Genomic DNA, 17,073 nt, shown 5'->3' on the forward strand with positions numbered 1-17,073 from the left:
GATCAGAACTGCATGGGCTTCAGATCTTCCTCGGGAAGGTGCGCTCCTTCATGTCACCCCGCCGAGGGCCATCCACAGGTTCTGATCATTGCTCCGCGATCGACTCCGCCGCCTGAGCTCTCCAGTGGTGTCGATGGGACGAGAGCGCTGCCGATGCTGTGCACCTGCACAGTCACCCATCGCGGTAGCCCCAAGGACGAAGAAGGATGTGGTGCCTACTGGAGTGTCGAGGTCTCGACCGCATGAGCGATCTGGTTGTCAAACCGGCCAAGACTTCGGGACCCAAAGATCGGCTGATGGCGCGTGCGCAACATCAGTTGCCGACAGATGATCTACCGAAAGTCCGGGCCATGGCGCTGGCGTGGCGCAATGGACTCGGTGCCGTCCTCGCGGGCTTGATCGGATTCGGTCTGGTGAAAGGCCGGACGGACATCGGTGAGCTGAGTTCGCCGTATGGCGTGATCGTCGGAGGCCTCCTGGCCGCAGCGGTTCTGGCCGGTGCGTTTGCGACTGGCATGTTGCTTCGTGCAGCGCACGGGCGTCCAACGGGCGCTTCGATGGCGAAGGTACTCGCAAACCCGTCCGACGATCCGATACGTGATGCGGAGTACTTCGAGGCCGAGTCCTCGGCACGCGCGTTGCGGCGAGGGATCGTCGGGGCGGTCGGGTGCGCGTTTCTCCTCGTCGCCGCTGTCGGCGTGACCTGGTACGGCCCGGCCAAGGACGCCGAGAGAGTTGTCGTGGTGATTCCTGGCGGAGAACGCTGTGGGGATATCGAAAACCTTGCCAAAGGCGTGCTGACCCTGAAGACGAGCAGCGGTCTCATGGAGATCCGGCTGGCCGACGCGAGTGGACTCAGAACTGTCGACAGCTGCGCGACGCCAAAGTCCTGATCCTGATTCACCATGGATGCAGAGTCGCTGGAGGTGCGAAGGATCGCGCGCGGGTGGACACGCGAAGGCGAGGCCGGCGGACAGCGCGAGCTCGGCATGGCCGTCGACACCTTCCGATGGCTCTACCGCTCAGCCGGCACGCCGCAGGCACGCGCCGCTGCGCGGGCGGACCTCTCCGTCGCGCTGCAGCTCACCTTCGAGCGTACGGGGAGCTTGGCGGCGATGAACGAGGCGATCGAGTTGGTCACGGTCGCGATCGGCGAGGCATCGGAAGGTCCGCAGCGGGCGCGTCAGGAGTCGAACTTGGCGAACGCGCTCCGCCTGCGCTTCGAGGCGGCCGGGAAGCGGGCCGATCTGGAGAAGGCGTTGCGGCACGCCCGGCGCGGGTTGGACGCGGGCGCGGCCACCGTCATACAGGCGCAACGTGAGTCCAACCTTGCGCTCCTGCTCCGCATTCGCTACGAGCTGTTGGATCGCGAACCGGATATCGAAGAAGCGATCATCATCTTCCGTAGTGCACTGCGCCTGGCGGGAACAGCCGAACCGCAGCGGAGCCGGATCGCTTCGAATCTTGCCATCGCACTTCGCCTTCTGGGCGCTGCCCGCCGCGACATCGGCCTGCTGCGCGAGGCTGTCGAGCTCGCTCACGAGGCCGGGTCGGCGCCAGATGGTCTAGTGATTGATCAGCCGGGCTTCCTGGTCAATGCGGCGCTTGCGAGTTTCGAGCTGTCGGAGTTGACTGGCGCGGACGAGGGGCTCCAACTCGCTGTCGTTCTTCTGCACCGGGCCGCCGAGACCGCCGAGCCTGGCCATGACAATCATCGAATCGCTCTGATCAACCTGGCATTTGCGGAGCGAGCGCGCGCAGCCAGACGGCCGGTCGTCGACGCAAAGCTGGATGCGGCAGTCGACGCGTCGCTTGCCGCAGTCGGCGTGTTGGGTGCGGACGACCCTGACGCGACCCTGTGCTGGTCGGGGCTCGGGCGGGCGTACTGGATGCGGTTCGAACGGTCGGGCGCGGCGTCGGACAGCAGAGCGGCGGTCAACGCGCGACTGCAGGCAGCAGCGCGACGCTCGGCTCTCCCGAACAGCGCACCACGTCGGGACGAGTGGCCGGAGACTGGGGCATGTCAGTCGGCGATCCTGTCCGGGCGGCTGAGGCCTACCGGCTTGCGCTTGATCGCCTTCGCGAGCTCGTCTGGCCGGGGCTTCACCGGCTGGAGCGCGAGCAACGACTCGCCGTATTCTCTGGTCTCGCGGCGGACGCTGCTGGAGCATCGGTGGCCGCACAACGGATTGGGAAGGCATTGCGCTGTGCGGAGCACGGCCGCTCGGTCCTGTGGGACGATCCACTGCACCGGGGCGATGTGGAGCAACTGGTGGCAGTCAGCTCGCGACTGGGTGAGCGACTGGTCGAGGTACGTGCTGAACTGGACGCGCTCGAGTCCCTGCGGACGACCGATGTGGCAGGCCGAACACGCCCTGAAGAGGATCACGTCCTGTGAAAGAAGCTTCGGAAGCCTTTCAGCCCGCGTTGATGAATCAGTTGCTGGAGGATCCGGAGCAGCTCGACGACGCCACGCTGCAGCAAGCAGCTGAGGCCGCCTGCCGATAGGATTCCAGCCGAACGCTGGAGGCTGTCGGGTTGGCGGCCGTGGATGCGTTCGACAAGACGGGACGCGGCGTGTTTCTGCCCCTCGCGATCCACCGCCTCGGCCTCTACATGGAGCGGACGGTCTATGGCCACCAAGGTCGTGGGGATGTCTCGACAACCCTCGGCAGTGCACTCCGGATTGCCGCCGCGGCATTCGGTGACCCGCGGATGCTCGACGACTCGGTTGGTGCCTGCCGGCTTGCGATCGAGGAGGACGGCTCGCGGGTTGCGGCGTACTGGTCGAACCTGGCCCATGCGTTGCGTGATCGGTTCGACGAGACCTCGTGACCGCTCCAACGTCCGTACGGGTCGAGGCCGCCCGGGGTCAGGCTGTGGCGGCGGCGGGGTGGCTGATTTGGGAAGCGGCGACTCAGGGCTACAGTCAAGGATCAGCCTTGTCGGGCGCCTCGTCACACGACAGATCAGTCGCCGAAGCCGAGAGGATCGGTTGTCGCGGTTCAGCCTGCTGGGTGCTGATGGGGCCGCGGCGGAGCTTGCCGCCGGGGATCCGGACGGTGCGTTGAAGCTTGTGGAGTCGGCCGCGGCGTGCTGTGGTCCCAAGCGTTGGAGGCCGGACGGCTAGACACCGTCCGACGGCTCGATCCCAAGCTGGCCGATCGTCTCGCTGGCATCGCGTCCGCGCTCGGCTGACGCGTCGAGCTCTCGCCGGATTCGGGCCAGGCGGTCCGCGTGCCTGGGCCACCGGGCGGTGACCTCGCTGAGATCGCCGCGCAAGTCGAGCAGCCCTGTCCAGAGCAGCGCGCGGCCGTGCTCCACGAGGAGTGTCGCCGTCTCGGCGTCGAGCTCGCCAAGACCCGCGGCCGCGGCGTCCGTGGTGATCCCCGGCCATTGGGCGAGCCGAAGTATGCGGGTGCGCCACGAGAGTCCGGTTCAGGCGAGCAGCGGCAACAGGTCGACCGCCGCCATGCTCATCGGCAGCCGCACGTCGGTAAGCCCGGCCCTGGCTGCCAGTCAGGCGGCGTCTCGGGCTGCGGCGATCCGGATCAGGGTCGAGACCGTCGGAGAGTCGAGCACTTCGCGCCACCGTGCGATCGCGACGTTCGCGTCGGACCGGTCGTGGCCCAGGTTCCACTTCGTGCTCAGGGCTGTCGCGTGGGTCGCGAGGCTCTGACCCCACGCGTCGGTGCCGGCGGGAGCGGCTCGCGCTGCTCCGGCGGCGATGTCCGCAGCCTCGGTGATATCGGCTTGCGCTCGGTCGGATGAGCCTTCGGAAGCCGCACGAGCGAGCAAGCTGTTTCGTGAGGTTACTCAACGCGATACTGCGTTCTGCTTGGTCAGGCGCCAGCGCGACCACCCGATGACTGATCTCGACGGCTTCGTCAAGATCTGCGAGCGCCTGCTTCCCACCGACGACATCCGCCCCGCCCTGAAGAGCGCCGATGAGGTTGGAGAGTAGGAGGACCCGTCGATTGTCTTCCTCGGTCTGGTCGGCGGCTGCGCGACACAGTTGGATGACCTCATCGGTGCCCCGGTCTGGCTCGTGGTCGCACTCGCGGTGGCCGGCGTGATCGCCGGCCACCTCACGATCCGGTACCTGAAGGCGAGCAAGGTGCCCCAAGCAACAACTGTGCCCTGACTGCCCGGGCCAAACCTTCACCGGCTGGAAGCACTTGCGTGCGTCCGCGCTGGCGATAGCACGGCCCGAGGCCCATCCACAGCGTGGCGGAGCACGTGCAGGACGCTCTGAACTGAACTCGGCTCAGTCCTTGCGGGTTGGCTGGGCGCGGGCGACTACCTCCTCGACTGTGAGGGCGCTTGGTGGGTGGTGACTGAGGCACATGGGCATGCGGACCTTGTGGAAGCGGGTTCCTTCGCCGGCCGCGTAGAACTCGCCGGACTTGAGGCGGGCTATGTCGTCTACGCGGCCGCCTTTGGCCCTGGCAAGTTCCTTCGCGGCGTTGATCTGGGTGACGACGTTGAGGAGGCCGTAGAACTGGGTGGTCGCGTTGCCGGGGATCCTGTTGTGCAGGGCCTTGGGGGCTTGGGTGGCGAAGACCAAGCCGAGGCCGTACTTGCGGGCTTGGGCGGCCAGGGCCAAGGTGCTTTCGGTGCAGGCAGTTGGTGCGCCGGAGGACGCGAATGTCTGGGCCTCGTCCATTACCAAGAGGCCACCCAGTGGACGGTCGCCGGCCGGGTTCCGCTTGATCCAGGCGAACAAGGCCATTTGTAGCTGGTTCACGAAACTCTGTCGTTGCTCATCGGCCAGAAGGCCGACGAAGCTGATCACCGAGACCCGCGCGCGGTATCCCGGCGCGGGGGTCAGCAACACTCCTGGGTCGAGGGCCTCGCCGGCGCCGCCGAAGAGGGGATCGTTGACTGTCTCCGCGTTGAGTGACTCGGCGATCTCCTCGGCGAGCTTGTGCGCACTGCGCAGGCGGCTGATCCCAGCCGGGAGGTCCGACAGCATTTCGATGAAGTCGCTGAGTTCCTTGCCTCCGTCCCGGGCGAAATGCTCGAGCGCCTCCCGGAGTACGGCCTGACCGTTCTTGGCTCGCCTCCCGGCCAATTGCGCCCTGGGCACCAGACCCGCGACGGCCGCGTCGATCGCATCGCGGAGTTCGTCCGCATCGTCGAGTACGTCGGCGAAGTCGGGCAGCGGACGGAAGGCCAACGGACGGCCCTTGGCACGCCGGGGGGTCCAAATCACCACCTCGGTGCGGTTCAGATACTCGCGGGCCTTCTCGGCGTCGCCGGGATGCCAACCAGTGGGTGGCTCCGGCCAGGCGTCGCCCAGCCTGGCGAGGTCGTTGTTCGGGTCGAGCACGATGGAGGAGACTCCATGCAGCGCGCACTCCTCGATGAGGCGTCGTAGTAGCACCGTCTTGCCGGAGCCCGATCCAGCGAACGCGACGGTGTGCTTGCGCAGTAGCCGCAGCGGCACCTCGAACGGACGCGTATTCTCCATACCGGCTCCGAGCGGCACGGTTGGCTCGCCCACGCTCGACTCTCGAGCCGCAGGAAGGGGAGGCATGGTGTCGGGCTGCTTGTGTTGCTCGAGTTCGCCGAATACCTGCTGGAACAGCTCCGAATTGCTCGCCGGCCGCCTGGTGATAAGCCAGCGTAGGAAGCCAGGATCCGGTTGCCTTCGCAGCGCGTCGAGAGCGGAGTAGGTGCGCAGATCGTCCTCGGTGATCACCAGCGACAACCCGCCGGCCGCTTCGAAGGCAGCCCGTTCCTCGGTTGTCTTCGGTCCTGTCGACCATCGGGTGTTGCGCAGAATGACGAGCTTGCGTTTCTCACTGTAAGGTTCGAGTCCCGACTCGGTTCTGGCTGCCCGTAACCTGGTCAACGCCGCCCGCGCGTTTTCACTGGAGATCGCGCGGAAACTCCAGTGCAGCTCGTCGTCGGTCTGCTCGTCGAGGGTGCGGCGCAGCCGGGCGTGCAATGCCGGCTTGCTGCCAGGTGACGGGTCGAGCTCGAAGTCCTGTGCCAGCTCACCGAGCTCGACTACGTACGAGCTGAGTGCGGCGGCCAGCAGCACCGGCATCGCGGCATCTTCGGTCATCGGGTCCAGCGCGGCATCGATGTCCGCCTTCGCGCGCAGTTCGTCGAACGTTCTGTCGAGACGGCTGAGCCCGTGCGGCGCGACGTGCCGACCAACCTGAGGCAATGGCGCCAAGTCCTCGACCAGGCTCGTCAGCTCGACGAGTTCGTCTGTCTCCAGACAGCGGCGGATGTGCGTATCTACCCGCTGGAGCAATCGCCGCGGCGTGTAGTCGCGGGCTCCGTGGTTGTCGAACGCAGAACCGAGCACCGGCCAGGTCGGGTACGGCGGCACGAAGCCGGCGGTGTGGTAGAGCCTGGCCAGCCTCCGGCCCACCAGATCCTTGGCGATATCTGGGGTAGGCATCAGGCTCTGCATCGACACGACCCGGAACCGGTCGGCCGCCGTGCCGACCGCCTGAGACTTGATCAGGTTCCAAGTCGTCGGAATGCAGGCAACGACGGACAAGGTCCGGCGAGTGAGTTCGCGCAGCTCCATCAGGCCGTCGGCGATCTCGTTGAGCTGCCGCGTCTGGTTCTCCTGCTGGTGGCTCGCATCGGCCCGTGCCGTCGAGATCTGGGCCATCAGGCTGTCCAGTTGGTCGACTGCGATGACGCTCGGACCGGTCAGGGCCAGCAGTCTGGAGAGATCGCCGAGGATTTGCTGCGGGAGCCGGCGCCCACGCCGGAAGCCCCAGGTCTGCCGGTCGGCGTCTTCGACGTCGCCGTCCAGTTCGAAGTAGCTGTAGCCGATCTCCTGTACGTCTGTGTCCGGGCTGAGGTACAGCACCAGTGCCCGAGCGGTGTTCTGGCAGTCCGAGGCCACCTCGGCGTCGATCTGCTTCAGGCCGGCGACGAAGTCATCGAGGTCCCGCCGAGTCAACGGCTGCCGTCCGCACAACCGCGCCCGCAGCTCGTCACCGAGCCCGGCCTGATCAGCCAGCCGGTTCAGCAGCGAGATCAGCTGGCGTCCCTGCGCGGCACGGAATCCGTCCATGATGCCGCGCACCGCACTCGGCCAGAAGGCAGCGCCACTCACCAGCTTGATCAGGAAGAAGTAGCCTTCGCTGTCCTGAACCTGCTGCCGCACCCAGCCGAGCAGATGCGTCTTGCCGACGCCCTTCTCACCTTCCAGTGCGATGCCGATCGGGCTCGCGCCAGAACTGCGCCTCGCCGCACCGACGGATGCCATGACGGTCTGCACTACGTTCGCGTGCAGTCCGGCCACGTGGTGCGCGATCGGGCTCCAGATGTCGTCCGGTGTCACAGCCCAGTTGAACTGGACCGCTGCGAGAGCGGCGCGGTCGTCGGCCTTCACGGGTTCTCGATCTTCAGGATGTGCCGGCTGCTGCCGCCGAATCGCACCGCGGCCTCGTGGTCCGTGTCGGTCAGGCTCTGCTGGTTCGCCTCCTCCTGAAGATGAACTCCAGGTGTCCGCGACATCTCCCGGAGCGCGGCATCGAGCTCGTCCCGCGGTACCTCCGCAATCTCCGTCCGCAGGGCGGCCAGGCCGACCCAGGATTCACCGGGCTCGCTGCTGAGGCGGGCGTACGCCGCTGCGATCCGGCCTACGAGATCCTCTTCTTCAGCCGGCTGGAAGATCTCCGTCAGCCGCTGACCGCTGCGTCGTGCGTAACGATGAAGCGAACGGAGGATCGCGTACAGAGCGCCGCCGGATGCGCCGGCCCGAGGGGGGCGCTCGGCTTCCAGTTCTTCGTCGCACCACGCCGCGCCGTCCTCGGTGAGTTGGTGAACATATGCCCGGCCGCGCTTCTCGGACGTCACCAACTTGAGATCGTTGAGCTTGTGGCGGCTGACGCCGTCGAGCCTGATGCCGGCCGCGCTGTGCAACTCCGCGTTGCTGAGCTCTTGTCCTTCGGCGAGCAGCGTGAGTAGCACGGCTCGTTCCTTCAGGTTCAGTTGATGAGTCGGCACGGTTCGATCCTCCGGTCGGCGGGTGCAGGGGTCGGTGGGTGGGCAGTTCTCATGGCTCGGAGGTGGGCACGATGCCATCGGGATCGGCGACGAGGCGGACGCTGCGCTCGCTCGCGGTCCACAGACCGGTGATCTGGACCTGCTGGTGATTGCGATGTGCCGCCCAGGCCACGTCATACTGTTCTTGGCTGCTCAACCTGATCCAAATGGAACGCCTCGAGAACACCTGGTTCTCACTCCGGACCTGACCGCGGACCTTCACCCGCCAGCGATCCGTGCCGCCATCGTTGTCGTGCAGGCTTTCGACTCGACCTGTGATGATTGTCGGCCCCGCGTGCTCCGCGGCAGCGGCAGCCGCAGGTAGGGCGGCCTGCGGTCCGAATCTACGCGATACCTCGCGGATGCGCTCGCCTGCCCCGGGCGGAAAGCCGATGGTTGTGTCCGGGAGGTCGGACGGGAGTCCCCGAGCCCAGCGGAACTCGAGCTCGAAGGGCTGCTGGAGTTCGGAGCCTGCAAGCGAGCTGAGCGCCGCGCAGAACTCAGCTGAGGGTCCGGCAGCCGTTGGGTCTTCGAACGCGTCCGCCTGGACCGCACTGTGGACCGCGGCGGTAGCGACGTACAGTTGCTCGAGCACTCGACGGCTCTCGTCGGCTGGGACGAGCAGCGTCACGACGAACGACTGGCTGGTCGTCGTGCCCAGGTGAACACCGGCAAGTAGTTCGGAAACTGGCTGGGCGGTCAAGGTAGGGAACCTTGGTGAGTCGTGCATGGTTGCTGCCGCCGCTTGCAGCATGTCGTAGATACCTTGCAGAGCACCGAGCCCGGTCGGTAGCGCCACGAAGCCTTCCAGTGCGGTCTCCTCCAGCGCTCGATACGACGCGCGGTCCAGCAGCGGGTAGGCGATGTCCCTGGCGATGTCATCTGCCGGCCGGCGTTCGACGTTCTCCAGCGCGAGGAGCAGGTCCCGCACCCTCGAGGTGCTGTCGCCCATACCGTCTCGTGGGGGTACCAGGACTTCCTCGGTGCCCTGGGACCAGATGGTGGCCTCGTGCCAGGTCTGGCCTGTGGGCGACCAGCCGGCGTCGGCCAGGTACGCGTTCACCGCGCTGATTCGGATCTCGGTCATCGGGCGCTGGGCCCTTTCCGTCCCAGGGCGGGATCGATTAGTTTCCTCAGCGCAGTCACGGTCAAGACGTTCGAGGTCGGTACCGCCACCCGGATGCGCCGGTCGTTCCTCGGTTCGTCGATCCGCGGCCGGTCGCGCAACGAGACGTAGTAGCCGACGTCCCGGAGCAGCAGCCCGGTGGTCTGCAGAGCGGCGTACTCGGCTGCGTTGGCCGGGACGATGACCAGGAACATATACCGCGGTACGACGAAGTCTGTGCCGGCCAACTGGTTGAACTGCACCTGATTCAGGCCGTCGAAGTCGAGTGCCGCAGCGCGTCGCCTAGGGCGTGACGTGGTCTTGACCTGAACGTCGATCCGCGGCGACCAGCCGAACCGGGATGGGCCCGGCTGTTTGATGCAGAAGTCGACGCCGTCGTGGTCTACGTCGTCTTGCGAGATCAGGAGGCCGGCCGCGGACGCGAGCACCCGGACGTAGTCTTCACCGAACTTTCCCTGATGAACCCGTGCATCGAGCATTCGACCCCCGCAGCGCTACCTACTCTCTCGGCACGACCCTAGAGGCCCCGCCGCCAGTTGTCAGTTGGAGGGCGTTTCGCCTTGGCAGGCAAACGTTCCACTCACTCTGTGCGCCCGAGAGGTCGACCCGCCGGGCGACGTCGTAGATGTCCGGGTCTGCCAGCAGGGTCCTCGGCCGAGAGCTTGCGCCGGGAACCAGTTCGTGCATCCGGTTCGGGATCCGCAGGAACGTCGACTTGCCGCAGCCGGACGGCCCGATCAACGCCGTGACCAGTCCCGCCGCCGTGGTCAGCGACACCTGCTCGAGCACCTTGTCGGTACCGAACCAGGCGGAAACGTCGCGCGCCTCCAAACTGGCGAGAGGCTCTGGTCGCCTACAGGCACCGTCGGCTCCGCGACCACGGCAGGCAGGACTGTGGTGGGTACGTGAGTCATCCAGGATCGTCACATCAGGTTGGGAAGCAGCAGGGCCACTTGATCTGTGACCGTGAGCCCGAAGACCGCACCGACCGGGACGCTGGCGAGCCAAGGCTGCGCGCTGCTCCACGTCGCGGCTGCCCAAGCCGTCGCGGCGGAGGCGAGCGCGCCGATCCAGGCGGTCAGGTCGCTGCCCATAGCCTGCTCGGATGGCTCGAGTCCCGCCAACCGCGGCGGCCGCGACGGCGTGTCGGGCCTCGACGCCGTGCCCGATGCCGATGGAGACCGACTGGCCGGCGCCGTGTTCGACCGCCCAAGCAACCGGATGTTCCTCGCCCATGCCTGGCATGCAGCGCCTCTGACTCGGCATCTGGGTGTAGCGGAGCGGGTTGTCCCATCCGGTCAGCAGGATCGTCTTCCGCACACCCTCAGGCCACTTGAGGTCTACATAGAGATCGTCGTTGTAGTGCGGGAACTCTGCCGGCCGGCCGGACGTGATCGGGTGCGGCTCGGCCGTGGATCATGAAGTCGTTGTTCGGCGCCCGCCGGGAGGTCTCCTCGCGCATGACCCCGCCGAGCAGGCGCTCGTACTCCTGATCCCATCCCACGTCACCTGCGAGGGTCGGATGGTAGGCAACCAGCCCCTTGCCCTGGCGGACGAAGTCGAACAGCGCGTGCTCGGTCTCCTCGCCGAACCGTTCCTCCGCGACGTCACGCCAGGGGTCGGTGCGCCCGGTAGAAGGTTACGTCGTACGGCGCGATCGTCGCTGCTGTGGCGCCGCGGAACTCCTCGGTGACGCGGACCTCGAACCGACCGCTGCTCTCCAGCAGCTGCTTGAGCGCGGGGCGTGGTCTTCCGCCAGTCGTGGTGGATGTCGGTCATACCGGTCACGATCAGGACCTGGACGGTCGATGGCATTGAACACTCCTCGCGGCGCCGAAGATGGTGTACGCAGCATGACCGCTTTTGTGGAAAATGCACATAAGCCCGTTCGTGTAGATCTTAGAGCTGCAGCCGATGGTTGGCCGTCGCCGAGCCGGCGCGGGAACGTCACGTCGAACAGTTGCTCGCGAACCATCTCGGCGCAGCCGCGGAGCGGCTCGCGGACGTCGTCGAGCGAGCGGACGATCGTCAGATCAAGGGTCGCTAGCGGGTGCGCGAGCTCGTAGATCCGCTGCCGGATGTCAGCTAGGTAGACCTCGCCCGCGCCCGCGGCGATGGCGCCGCCGACGACGATCAGCCCTGGGATGAACATGTTCACCAGTGACGCGAGTGCCTCGCCGACGTACTGGGCCGACGTACGGACCAGCGAGATCGCCAAGGTGTCGCCGTCCTGGGCTGCCGTGGCCACGAGTTCGGGCGTGAGCAAGCTGCCGCTGTTGACGCGCTCGGCCAGGTGGCCGTCTGCGCCGCCGTCGATCGCCTCCTGGGCATCACGGGTCAGTGCCCAGCCGCCGGCCACTGCCTCCAGGCATCCGGCCTTGCCGCACCGGCAGACCATGTCGGCGTCGCGGACTCGCTCGTGGCCGATGTCGCCTGCTGCTCCCTGCGCACCGCGATGGATTCGACCTTGCGACAGCAGGCCGATACCGATGCCGGAGCCGACCTTGCAGTAGATCAGGTCCGGATTCTCGTCCCGGCGTCGCGCGCGCTCGGTGAAGGCGAGCAGGTTGACGTCGTTGTCCACCCAGGCTGGAGCGCCGTACTGCTGCTCGACCCCCTTGCGGACCTCGAAACCGTTCCAGCCCGGCATGATCGGTGGCGCCACCGGGCGTCCCGTGGCGAAGTTCACCGGACCGGGGACGCCGATCCCGATGCCCCAGATCGGCACGTGGCCGGCTCCGGCCAGCATGTCGTCGATCATGGCCATGGCGGTAGCGAGCGTTGCGGCCGGGCCGCGGGAGATGTCCCATTCCCGGTGTGCGTGCGCGATCACGTCCCCGGTGAGGGCGCTCACTCCGACGTGGATGTGCATTGCGCCGAGAGCACACTCGACCAGTACGCCGCGCTCAGCCCGGAAGCGGAGCGTGCGCGGGGCGCGGCCGCCGGCCGGATGGGCGAACTCGCCGTCCTCCAGGTAGCCCATCTCCATCGCCTGGTCGACTCGCTGAGCCACCACGCCCCGGCCGAGACTCGTTGCCCGGACGAGCTGGGGCCGGGTCGTCGCCTCTCCGAGCCGGACCAGGTTGACGATCCGCAGCAGACTCGTCACTTCGTCGGTCTGCGCGCCGAACCGGAGGGTGGACTGCCTGGCCATGGCATCCATTTTTGCATGAAATCATCTAAAGTGGCGCTCGGTCGCAGCTGCCTAGTGTCGAAAAGCTGCAAAAGCCCGAGCTGGAGGCGCTCAGGAGGCTTGCTGCAGCCGAAGTGCCGAACCGATCGGTGAGCCGTTCCCGAGCCACAGTTCCATCGCCTCGCGCCGGAAGAGCCGGAACATGGCCAGCGAGGTCGCGCCGTACACACCCTCCAGGAAGTCCAGGGACGAGCGGCGGATCGTCAGGCCGCGTGCGGCCAGTTCGATCGTTCCGTCGAGCACCTGGTCGCGGAAGACATCGAAGAAGACGTCACCCATCCGCAGTACGCCGCCACCCAGGACGAGAGTGGACGGGTTGGCGAAGTTGACGATGCCGGCGACTGCTCGGCCGACGTGCCTCGCTGCTTGCTGCACTGCGTCGAGGGTGACGGTGTCGCCGGCCTCGACGGACGCGCCGATGTCCTCGGGCATCAGCCGTCCGCGCTCGTTCAGTCGGTTGGCCAGGAATGTGCTCTGGCCGGCTTGAGCGGCGTCGGTCAGTTTCCGAACCAGTGCCCAGCCACCGGCCACTGCTTCGAGGCACCCGGTCTTCCCGCACCGGCAGACAGCCGCAGGATCGTCTGTGACCCGGGCATGACCGATGTCGCCCGCCGCGCCGCTCGCGCCGCGATGCAGCCTGCTGCCGGTGACCAGGCCACTTCCGATCCCGGCGCTGACCTTGACGTAGAGCAGGTCGTGGCGGTCCTGCGGTTCGCCACGGCTCCATTCGCCGTATGCCATCAGGTTGACCTCGTTGTCGACCCAGATCGGTGCTTCGTACCGGGTCCGGAACCAGGACCGGATGTCGAATCCGTCCCATCCCGGCATGATCGGCGGCGCGACGACCCGGCCTGTCCGGAAGTCGACGGGCCCCGGAACTCCGATGCCGATGCCCCACAAGGGCCGCTTTCCAGGGGCCTTAGCGAGCAGGTCGGTGAAGAGCTCGTCGACCCGGGTCAGTACCGATTCCGGCGGGTCCGTGACGTCCAAGGGCGTTTCGCTGGTCGCGATCAGTTCGCCTGCCAGGTCCGACACCGCGGCTCGGCACTCGAACGCGCCGAGGCTCGCGCTGAGCAGGAGGCCGGCCTCGGCGCGGAATCGGACCGTCCGGGACGGTCGGCCCCCGCTCGAGGGGGCCTGGTCGCCGTCGGCCAGGAGTCCGAGGTTGAGCCCTTCGCGCAGCCGGTCGTTAACGATTGTCCGGCCGAATCCGGTCGCCGCCTCGAGCTGGGCGCGGGTGGCAGCCTCCCCGGACCGGACCAGTTCGAGAATGTGGGCCAGGACGAGTACGTCGCGCGCAGAGACCGAAGGCTTCATCATTGACTGCCGATCCTACCGGCAGACAGTTCTGCGCGCTTCATTCAAAACCGGCACTGCCGACCGAAGTCCGTAGGAATGCGGCAGCAGGACCGTCCTACTGAGATACGGCTGATTGCTCGGCCTGTCTGTCGTCCGGATCCGGTCATGCCGAGCTGTTGACAGGTGCTGCTACCGATAACAACATGTTACCGGTAACAGCGCCGCCGACGGCCGGAATGGCCTGTCGTCGAAGGGTGCTGCGCAGGCTGTTTCGTGGCGTTCGGGGGACCACGGCCGGGTCTGTGTCGATGCCGATCGGTGAGGAAGGAAGGCAAATGCCTACACCTGGCGTAGGAAATGGCGTGACGCGTCGTCGTCTGCTCGGTCTGGCTGCGGTCTCGGCCGGTGCTGTGGTCTCGGGTCCACTGCTGGCCGGCTGCGGCAAGGACTCTGCCCAGAGCGGCGGCGGCTCGACGTCACTGACGTTCATGAACCAGTCGCGCGGCCAGGTCAAGGCCCTCGACAAGTTGGTCGAGACCTATCAGCAGCAGACCGGGGTCCGGGTCACCGTCGACAGTCCCGGCCCGGCGAACTTCCCGGCGAAGCTGCAGGCGAAGTCGCAGTCCGGGGACATGCCGGACATCTACTCGACGCTGACGCTGCCGGAGATGATCCCCTACTACAAGGCCGGCTGGGCGATGAACCTGCAGCCGAAGCTGACCGGCGACTGGAAGGGCAACTTCTCGCCGATCGCGCTCGACCTGACCACGGTGAAGGCTGGGTCGGTGACCGGCCTGGACGCCGGCATCTACTCGGCCCACTGGGAGATCCAGACGATGGGGGTGTTGCTGAACACGAAGACGTTCGAGTCGGCCGGCGTCGATCCGAAGTCTCCGCCTGCGACGACGGCCGCGTGGATCGAGCAATTGAAGAAGGTTTCCGCCAAGAGTGGCAACGGTGCATTCCTGATGGCCGCGTCCCTGGCGGACCGGTTCCTGCTGAGCCACGCGTCGAACTGGCTGACCGACGCCGAGATCGACGCGACGCTCGCGGGGAAGGCGAGCTGGAAATCGGACGGCTGGCGCAAGGGACTGCAGTTGCTGGCGGACCTCCGGGATGCGGGGGTCATCGTCAACAAGACGCTCCCGGGTGGCACCAACGACAACCCGACGGTGGAGAAGGGCTTCTTCAACGTCCAGGACACGGCCGCGATCTTCGACGCCTCCGTGGCGATCGGCGTCGCGCGGGCGACTGCTCCGGACTTCACGGACTACGTCTCGATGGGGATCCCGAAGGCAACCGATGGTACGCAGAAACCGCGGGTGTACGGCGGTGTCGGCAAGGGCGCGTGCATCAATCCGAAGGGTAAGAACGTCGACGCGGCGCTGAAGTTCGTCCAGTGGCTGACCGAGCCGGAGCAGGCGAAGGTGTTCGTCGACGAGGTCGGGCTGATCCCGGCGAACCCGAAGGTGACCGCCACTGACCTGCCGCCGCAGGTCGCTGGGTTCGCGTCCCTTGCGAACGCGATCGAGGTCGTTCCGACGCCGCTCAACACTGATGCCCGCACCGTGCTGGTGAGCGGTGTGCAGAGTCTGGTGCTGAAGGAGAAGACCGTCGACCAGGTGCTCGACGAGATGGAGACGGCTCAGAAGAGGACCAAGTGACGACTCGTCCGCTCGAGGGGGTCGCCGTCGCGCACGTGCGACCCCGCGCTCGGCGCGGTCCGATGGCGCGGCGCCGGGAACTGATGGCGTGGTGCTTCCTGCTGCCGGCGATCCTGCTGCTGGCGATCTTCACCCTGGTGCCGTTCGTGCAGGCGATCGTGCTGAGCTTCCAGCAGTGGGACGGCGTCAGCACCGCGACGCCGTTCGTGGGGCTGGGCAACTACCGGTTCGTGCTGCACGACACGGTGTTCTGGTCGTCGATGCGCAATGTACTGATCTTCGGCATCGCGGGATTCGTGCTCGGCAACGCGGTCTCGCTGGGGATGGCGATCGCAGTGAACCGGGTCCGCCGAGGGAAGGCCTTCTTCCGCACTGCGTTCTACCTGCCCGGCGTGTTCTCCGTCGTGGTCATCGGCATGATGTTCTCGTGGCTGCTCGCGCCGAACGCGGGGATCCTGAACCGGATGCTCGGCGCCATCGGGGTGTCCGGGCACAACTGGCTGGAGGATCCCAGTACCGCCCTGCCTGCCGTCGCGGCAGTGTTCCTCTGGTACCACTGGGGTTTCGGCTTCATCCTCTACCTGGCCGGCCTTCAGGATGTGCCGGTCGAGCTGTACGAGGCGGCCAGCCTGGACGGTGCCCGGGGATGGGCGAAGTTCTGGTACGTCACCTGGCCTGAGCTGCTCCCGGTGACTGCGATCGTGTCACTGCTGACGCTGCTCGGTGCGTTGCAGGTGTTCGGCACTGTGCAGGTGCTGACGAACGGTGGACCGGGCAACCACACGATGGTGCCGACGCTGCGGATCTACCAGGAAGCGTTCACGAACCAGCGGTTTGGGTCGGCGGCGGCGATGTCGGTGATCTTCGGGGGTGCGCTGGTCGTGCTCGCGATGCTGCATCTCTGGCTCTCGCGGAGGAGAAGATGAAGGGTCTGGCCGGTCGCACCGGTCTGTACGGATTGCTGGTGATCGCTGCCATCGGAGCGCTGTTTCCGATGGTCTGGTTGCTGATCGGATCGTTGCAGACGAGCAGCGAGCTGTACCGCGGCAAGGATCTGCTTCCGAAGAAGCCGCAGTGGTCCAACTACGCGACGGCCTGGACGGACGGTGATCTCGGCACCTATCTGCCGAACAGCGTGCTCTACACGGTCTCGGCAGTGGCCGGCATCCTGATCGTGTCCAGCATGTCCGGCTACGTGCTGGCGCGGATCGAGTTCCGGGGCAAGGCGGCGGTCACATTCGGGCTGCTGGCGGTGATGATCATTCCGGCGCCGGCGTCGTTCATCGCGCAGTACAAGTTGATGGTCTCGCTCGGACTGACGAACAGCCGGATCGGGTACGTCCTGATTCTCATCTCCGCCGGGATCCCGATCTCGTCGCTGATCATGCGCGGGTTCTTCGCGAATCTACCGAAGGACCTGGAGGAGGCGGCGGCGATCGACGGGAGCTCGGCGCTGAACACGTTCGCGCGGGTCATCCTGCCGCTGGCACGCCCAGGGCTGATCGCGGTCGCGGTGATCCAAGGGCTCGCGGTATGGAACGAGTATCTGTTGGCGCTGGTGCTGTTCGACGACGACACGCTGATGCCCGTCCAGCGCGGGCTGATGAACTTCGTGTCGGCGGAGACACCCGTACAGAACATTCTGCTGGCCGCGACAGCGATCTCGGTTGTGCCCGTGGTCGTCTTCTACGTCCTCGCGCAGCGGCAAGTTGTCCAAGGGATCAGCAGCGGAGCGGTCAAGTAGGCTCCGGAGGGAGGTGAGGAGA

At 66.6% G+C, this 17,073-nt stretch carries 17 protein-coding genes; 7 read left to right on the forward strand and 10 right to left on the reverse strand.

Translation table 11 applies throughout. From position 1 onward, the window contains the following. Nucleotides 1–242: 242 nt before the first annotated feature. The 3 genes from ACIBL3_RS41020 to ACIBL3_RS41030 are packed head-to-tail and all read left to right on the forward strand — an operon-like array spanning nucleotide 243 to nucleotide 2,835. Nucleotides 243–893 carry a hypothetical protein gene (locus ACIBL3_RS41020; protein ID WP_396359398.1) on the forward strand — a complete coding sequence of 217 codons (651 nt, stop codon included), beginning with the start codon at nucleotides 243–245 and terminating at the stop codon, nucleotides 891–893. A 12-nt stretch (nucleotides 894–905) separates the two neighbouring features. Further along, complete coding sequence (locus tag ACIBL3_RS41025) at nucleotides 906–2,492, forward strand: hypothetical protein (protein WP_396359399.1); 1,587 nt, start codon at nucleotides 906–908, stop codon at nucleotides 2,490–2,492. Nucleotides 2,493–2,547: 55 nt separating this feature from the next. Further along, entirely contained in the window at nucleotides 2,548–2,835 is a 288-nt protein-coding gene (locus tag ACIBL3_RS41030) for a hypothetical protein (protein ID WP_396359400.1), read from the forward strand. Between the two features lie 291 nt (nucleotides 2,836–3,126). Here the strand turns inward: ACIBL3_RS41030 and ACIBL3_RS41035 are convergent, their stop codons facing one another. Further along, on the reverse strand, nucleotides 3,127–3,324 hold the full coding sequence (locus tag ACIBL3_RS41035; protein ID WP_396359401.1) for a hypothetical protein: 198 nt from the start codon (nucleotides 3,322–3,324) through the stop codon (nucleotides 3,127–3,129). Between the two features lie 195 nt (nucleotides 3,325–3,519). After that, nucleotides 3,520–3,798, reverse strand: a complete 279-nt coding sequence (locus ACIBL3_RS41040) for a hypothetical protein (RefSeq protein WP_396359402.1) — start codon at nucleotides 3,796–3,798, stop codon at nucleotides 3,520–3,522. A 217-nt stretch (nucleotides 3,799–4,015) separates the two neighbouring features. Here ACIBL3_RS41040 and ACIBL3_RS41045 point away from each other — a divergent pair, with 217 nt between their 5' ends. Then, a complete protein-coding gene (locus ACIBL3_RS41045) occupies nucleotides 4,016–4,144 on the forward strand; it encodes a hypothetical protein (protein ID WP_396359403.1) in 129 nt (42 codons plus the stop codon). A 123-nt stretch (nucleotides 4,145–4,267) separates the two neighbouring features. Here ACIBL3_RS41045 and ACIBL3_RS41050 read toward each other — a convergent pair whose 3' ends face one another. The 8 genes from ACIBL3_RS41050 to ACIBL3_RS41085 all read right to left on the reverse strand — a co-directional run bounded on the left by ACIBL3_RS41050 (nucleotide 4,268) and on the right by ACIBL3_RS41085 (nucleotide 13,664). Beyond that, the gene (locus tag ACIBL3_RS41050) at nucleotides 4,268–7,369 is read right to left on the reverse strand and encodes an ATP-binding protein (RefSeq protein WP_396359404.1); all 3,102 of its coding nucleotides are present in this window, start codon (nucleotides 7,367–7,369) and stop codon (nucleotides 4,268–4,270) included. Continuing rightward, nucleotides 7,366–7,986: a hypothetical protein gene (locus ACIBL3_RS41055; protein ID WP_396359405.1), complete on the reverse strand. Its 621-nt coding sequence runs from the start codon at nucleotides 7,984–7,986 to the stop codon at nucleotides 7,366–7,368. Before ACIBL3_RS41055 ends, ACIBL3_RS41050 begins: the two co-directional genes overlap by 4 nt. A 49-nt stretch (nucleotides 7,987–8,035) precedes the next feature. Further along, the gene (locus ACIBL3_RS41060; protein ID WP_396359406.1) at nucleotides 8,036–9,112 is read right to left on the reverse strand and encodes a hypothetical protein; all 1,077 of its coding nucleotides are present in this window, start codon (nucleotides 9,110–9,112) and stop codon (nucleotides 8,036–8,038) included. After that, nucleotides 9,109–9,630, reverse strand: coding sequence for a DUF4365 domain-containing protein (locus tag ACIBL3_RS41065; RefSeq protein WP_396359407.1), 522 nt, complete (start codon nucleotides 9,628–9,630; stop codon nucleotides 9,109–9,111). The genes ACIBL3_RS41060 and ACIBL3_RS41065 overlap by 4 nt, the downstream gene beginning before the upstream one ends. A 19-nt stretch (nucleotides 9,631–9,649) precedes the next feature. After that, nucleotides 9,650–9,928 carry an ATP-binding cassette domain-containing protein gene (locus ACIBL3_RS41070; protein WP_396359408.1) on the reverse strand — a complete coding sequence of 93 codons (279 nt, stop codon included), beginning with the start codon at nucleotides 9,926–9,928 and terminating at the stop codon, nucleotides 9,650–9,652. 146 nt (nucleotides 9,929–10,074) lie between these two features. After that, nucleotides 10,075–10,245, reverse strand: coding sequence for a hypothetical protein (locus tag ACIBL3_RS41075; protein ID WP_396359409.1), 171 nt, complete (start codon nucleotides 10,243–10,245; stop codon nucleotides 10,075–10,077). A 545-nt stretch (nucleotides 10,246–10,790) separates the two neighbouring features. Then, nucleotides 10,791–12,305 carry an ROK family protein gene (locus ACIBL3_RS41080; RefSeq protein ID WP_396359410.1) on the reverse strand — a complete coding sequence of 505 codons (1,515 nt, stop codon included), beginning with the start codon at nucleotides 12,303–12,305 and terminating at the stop codon, nucleotides 10,791–10,793. 90 nt (nucleotides 12,306–12,395) lie between these two features. Then, nucleotides 12,396–13,664 (reverse strand): ROK family protein, encoded by a 1,269-nt coding sequence (locus ACIBL3_RS41085; RefSeq protein WP_396359411.1) that lies wholly within the window; start codon nucleotides 13,662–13,664, stop codon nucleotides 12,396–12,398. A 341-nt stretch (nucleotides 13,665–14,005) separates the two neighbouring features. On the opposite strand from ACIBL3_RS41085, the gene ACIBL3_RS41090 reads away from it, so the two are divergent. From ACIBL3_RS41090 to ACIBL3_RS41100, 3 genes are read left to right on the forward strand one after another with little or no spacing between them, the layout of a single operon-like run. Beyond that, nucleotides 14,006–15,307, forward strand: coding sequence for an extracellular solute-binding protein (locus tag ACIBL3_RS41090; protein ID WP_396359412.1), 1,302 nt, complete (start codon nucleotides 14,006–14,008; stop codon nucleotides 15,305–15,307). Then, on the forward strand, nucleotides 15,304–16,233 hold the full coding sequence (locus ACIBL3_RS41095; RefSeq protein ID WP_396359413.1) for a carbohydrate ABC transporter permease: 930 nt from the start codon (nucleotides 15,304–15,306) through the stop codon (nucleotides 16,231–16,233). Before ACIBL3_RS41090 ends, ACIBL3_RS41095 begins: the two co-directional genes overlap by 4 nt. Continuing rightward, nucleotides 16,230–17,051, forward strand: a complete 822-nt coding sequence (locus ACIBL3_RS41100) for a carbohydrate ABC transporter permease (protein WP_396359414.1) — start codon at nucleotides 16,230–16,232, stop codon at nucleotides 17,049–17,051. Before ACIBL3_RS41095 ends, ACIBL3_RS41100 begins: the two co-directional genes overlap by 4 nt. Nucleotides 17,052–17,073: the final 22 nt, after the last annotated feature.

This window comes from Kribbella sp. NPDC050124, from assembly GCF_044460355.1.
GTDB lineage: Bacteria > Actinomycetota > Actinomycetes > Propionibacteriales > Kribbellaceae > Kribbella.

Coding starts and splice junctions, on each gene's coding strand:
- ACIBL3_RS41020 (WP_396359398.1), top strand. CDS start 243: ATGAGCGATCTGGTTGTCAAACCGGCCAAGACTTCGGGACCCAAAGAT.
- ACIBL3_RS41025 (WP_396359399.1), top strand. CDS start 906: ATGGATGCAGAGTCGCTGGAGGTGCGAAGGATCGCGCGCGGGTGGACA.
- ACIBL3_RS41060 (WP_396359406.1), bottom strand. CDS start 9,112: ATGACCGAGATCCGAATCAGCGCGGTGAACGCGTACCTGGCCGACGCC.
- ACIBL3_RS41065 (WP_396359407.1), bottom strand. CDS start 9,630: ATGCTCGATGCACGGGTTCATCAGGGAAAGTTCGGTGAAGACTACGTC.
- ACIBL3_RS41075 (WP_396359409.1), bottom strand. CDS start 10,245: ATGGGCAGCGACCTGACCGCCTGGATCGGCGCGCTCGCCTCCGCCGCG.
- ACIBL3_RS41080 (WP_396359410.1), bottom strand. CDS start 12,305: ATGGCCAGGCAGTCCACCCTCCGGTTCGGCGCGCAGACCGACGAAGTG.
- ACIBL3_RS41085 (WP_396359411.1), bottom strand. CDS start 13,664: ATGATGAAGCCTTCGGTCTCTGCGCGCGACGTACTCGTCCTGGCCCAC.
- ACIBL3_RS41100 (WP_396359414.1), top strand. CDS start 16,230: ATGAAGGGTCTGGCCGGTCGCACCGGTCTGTACGGATTGCTGGTGATC.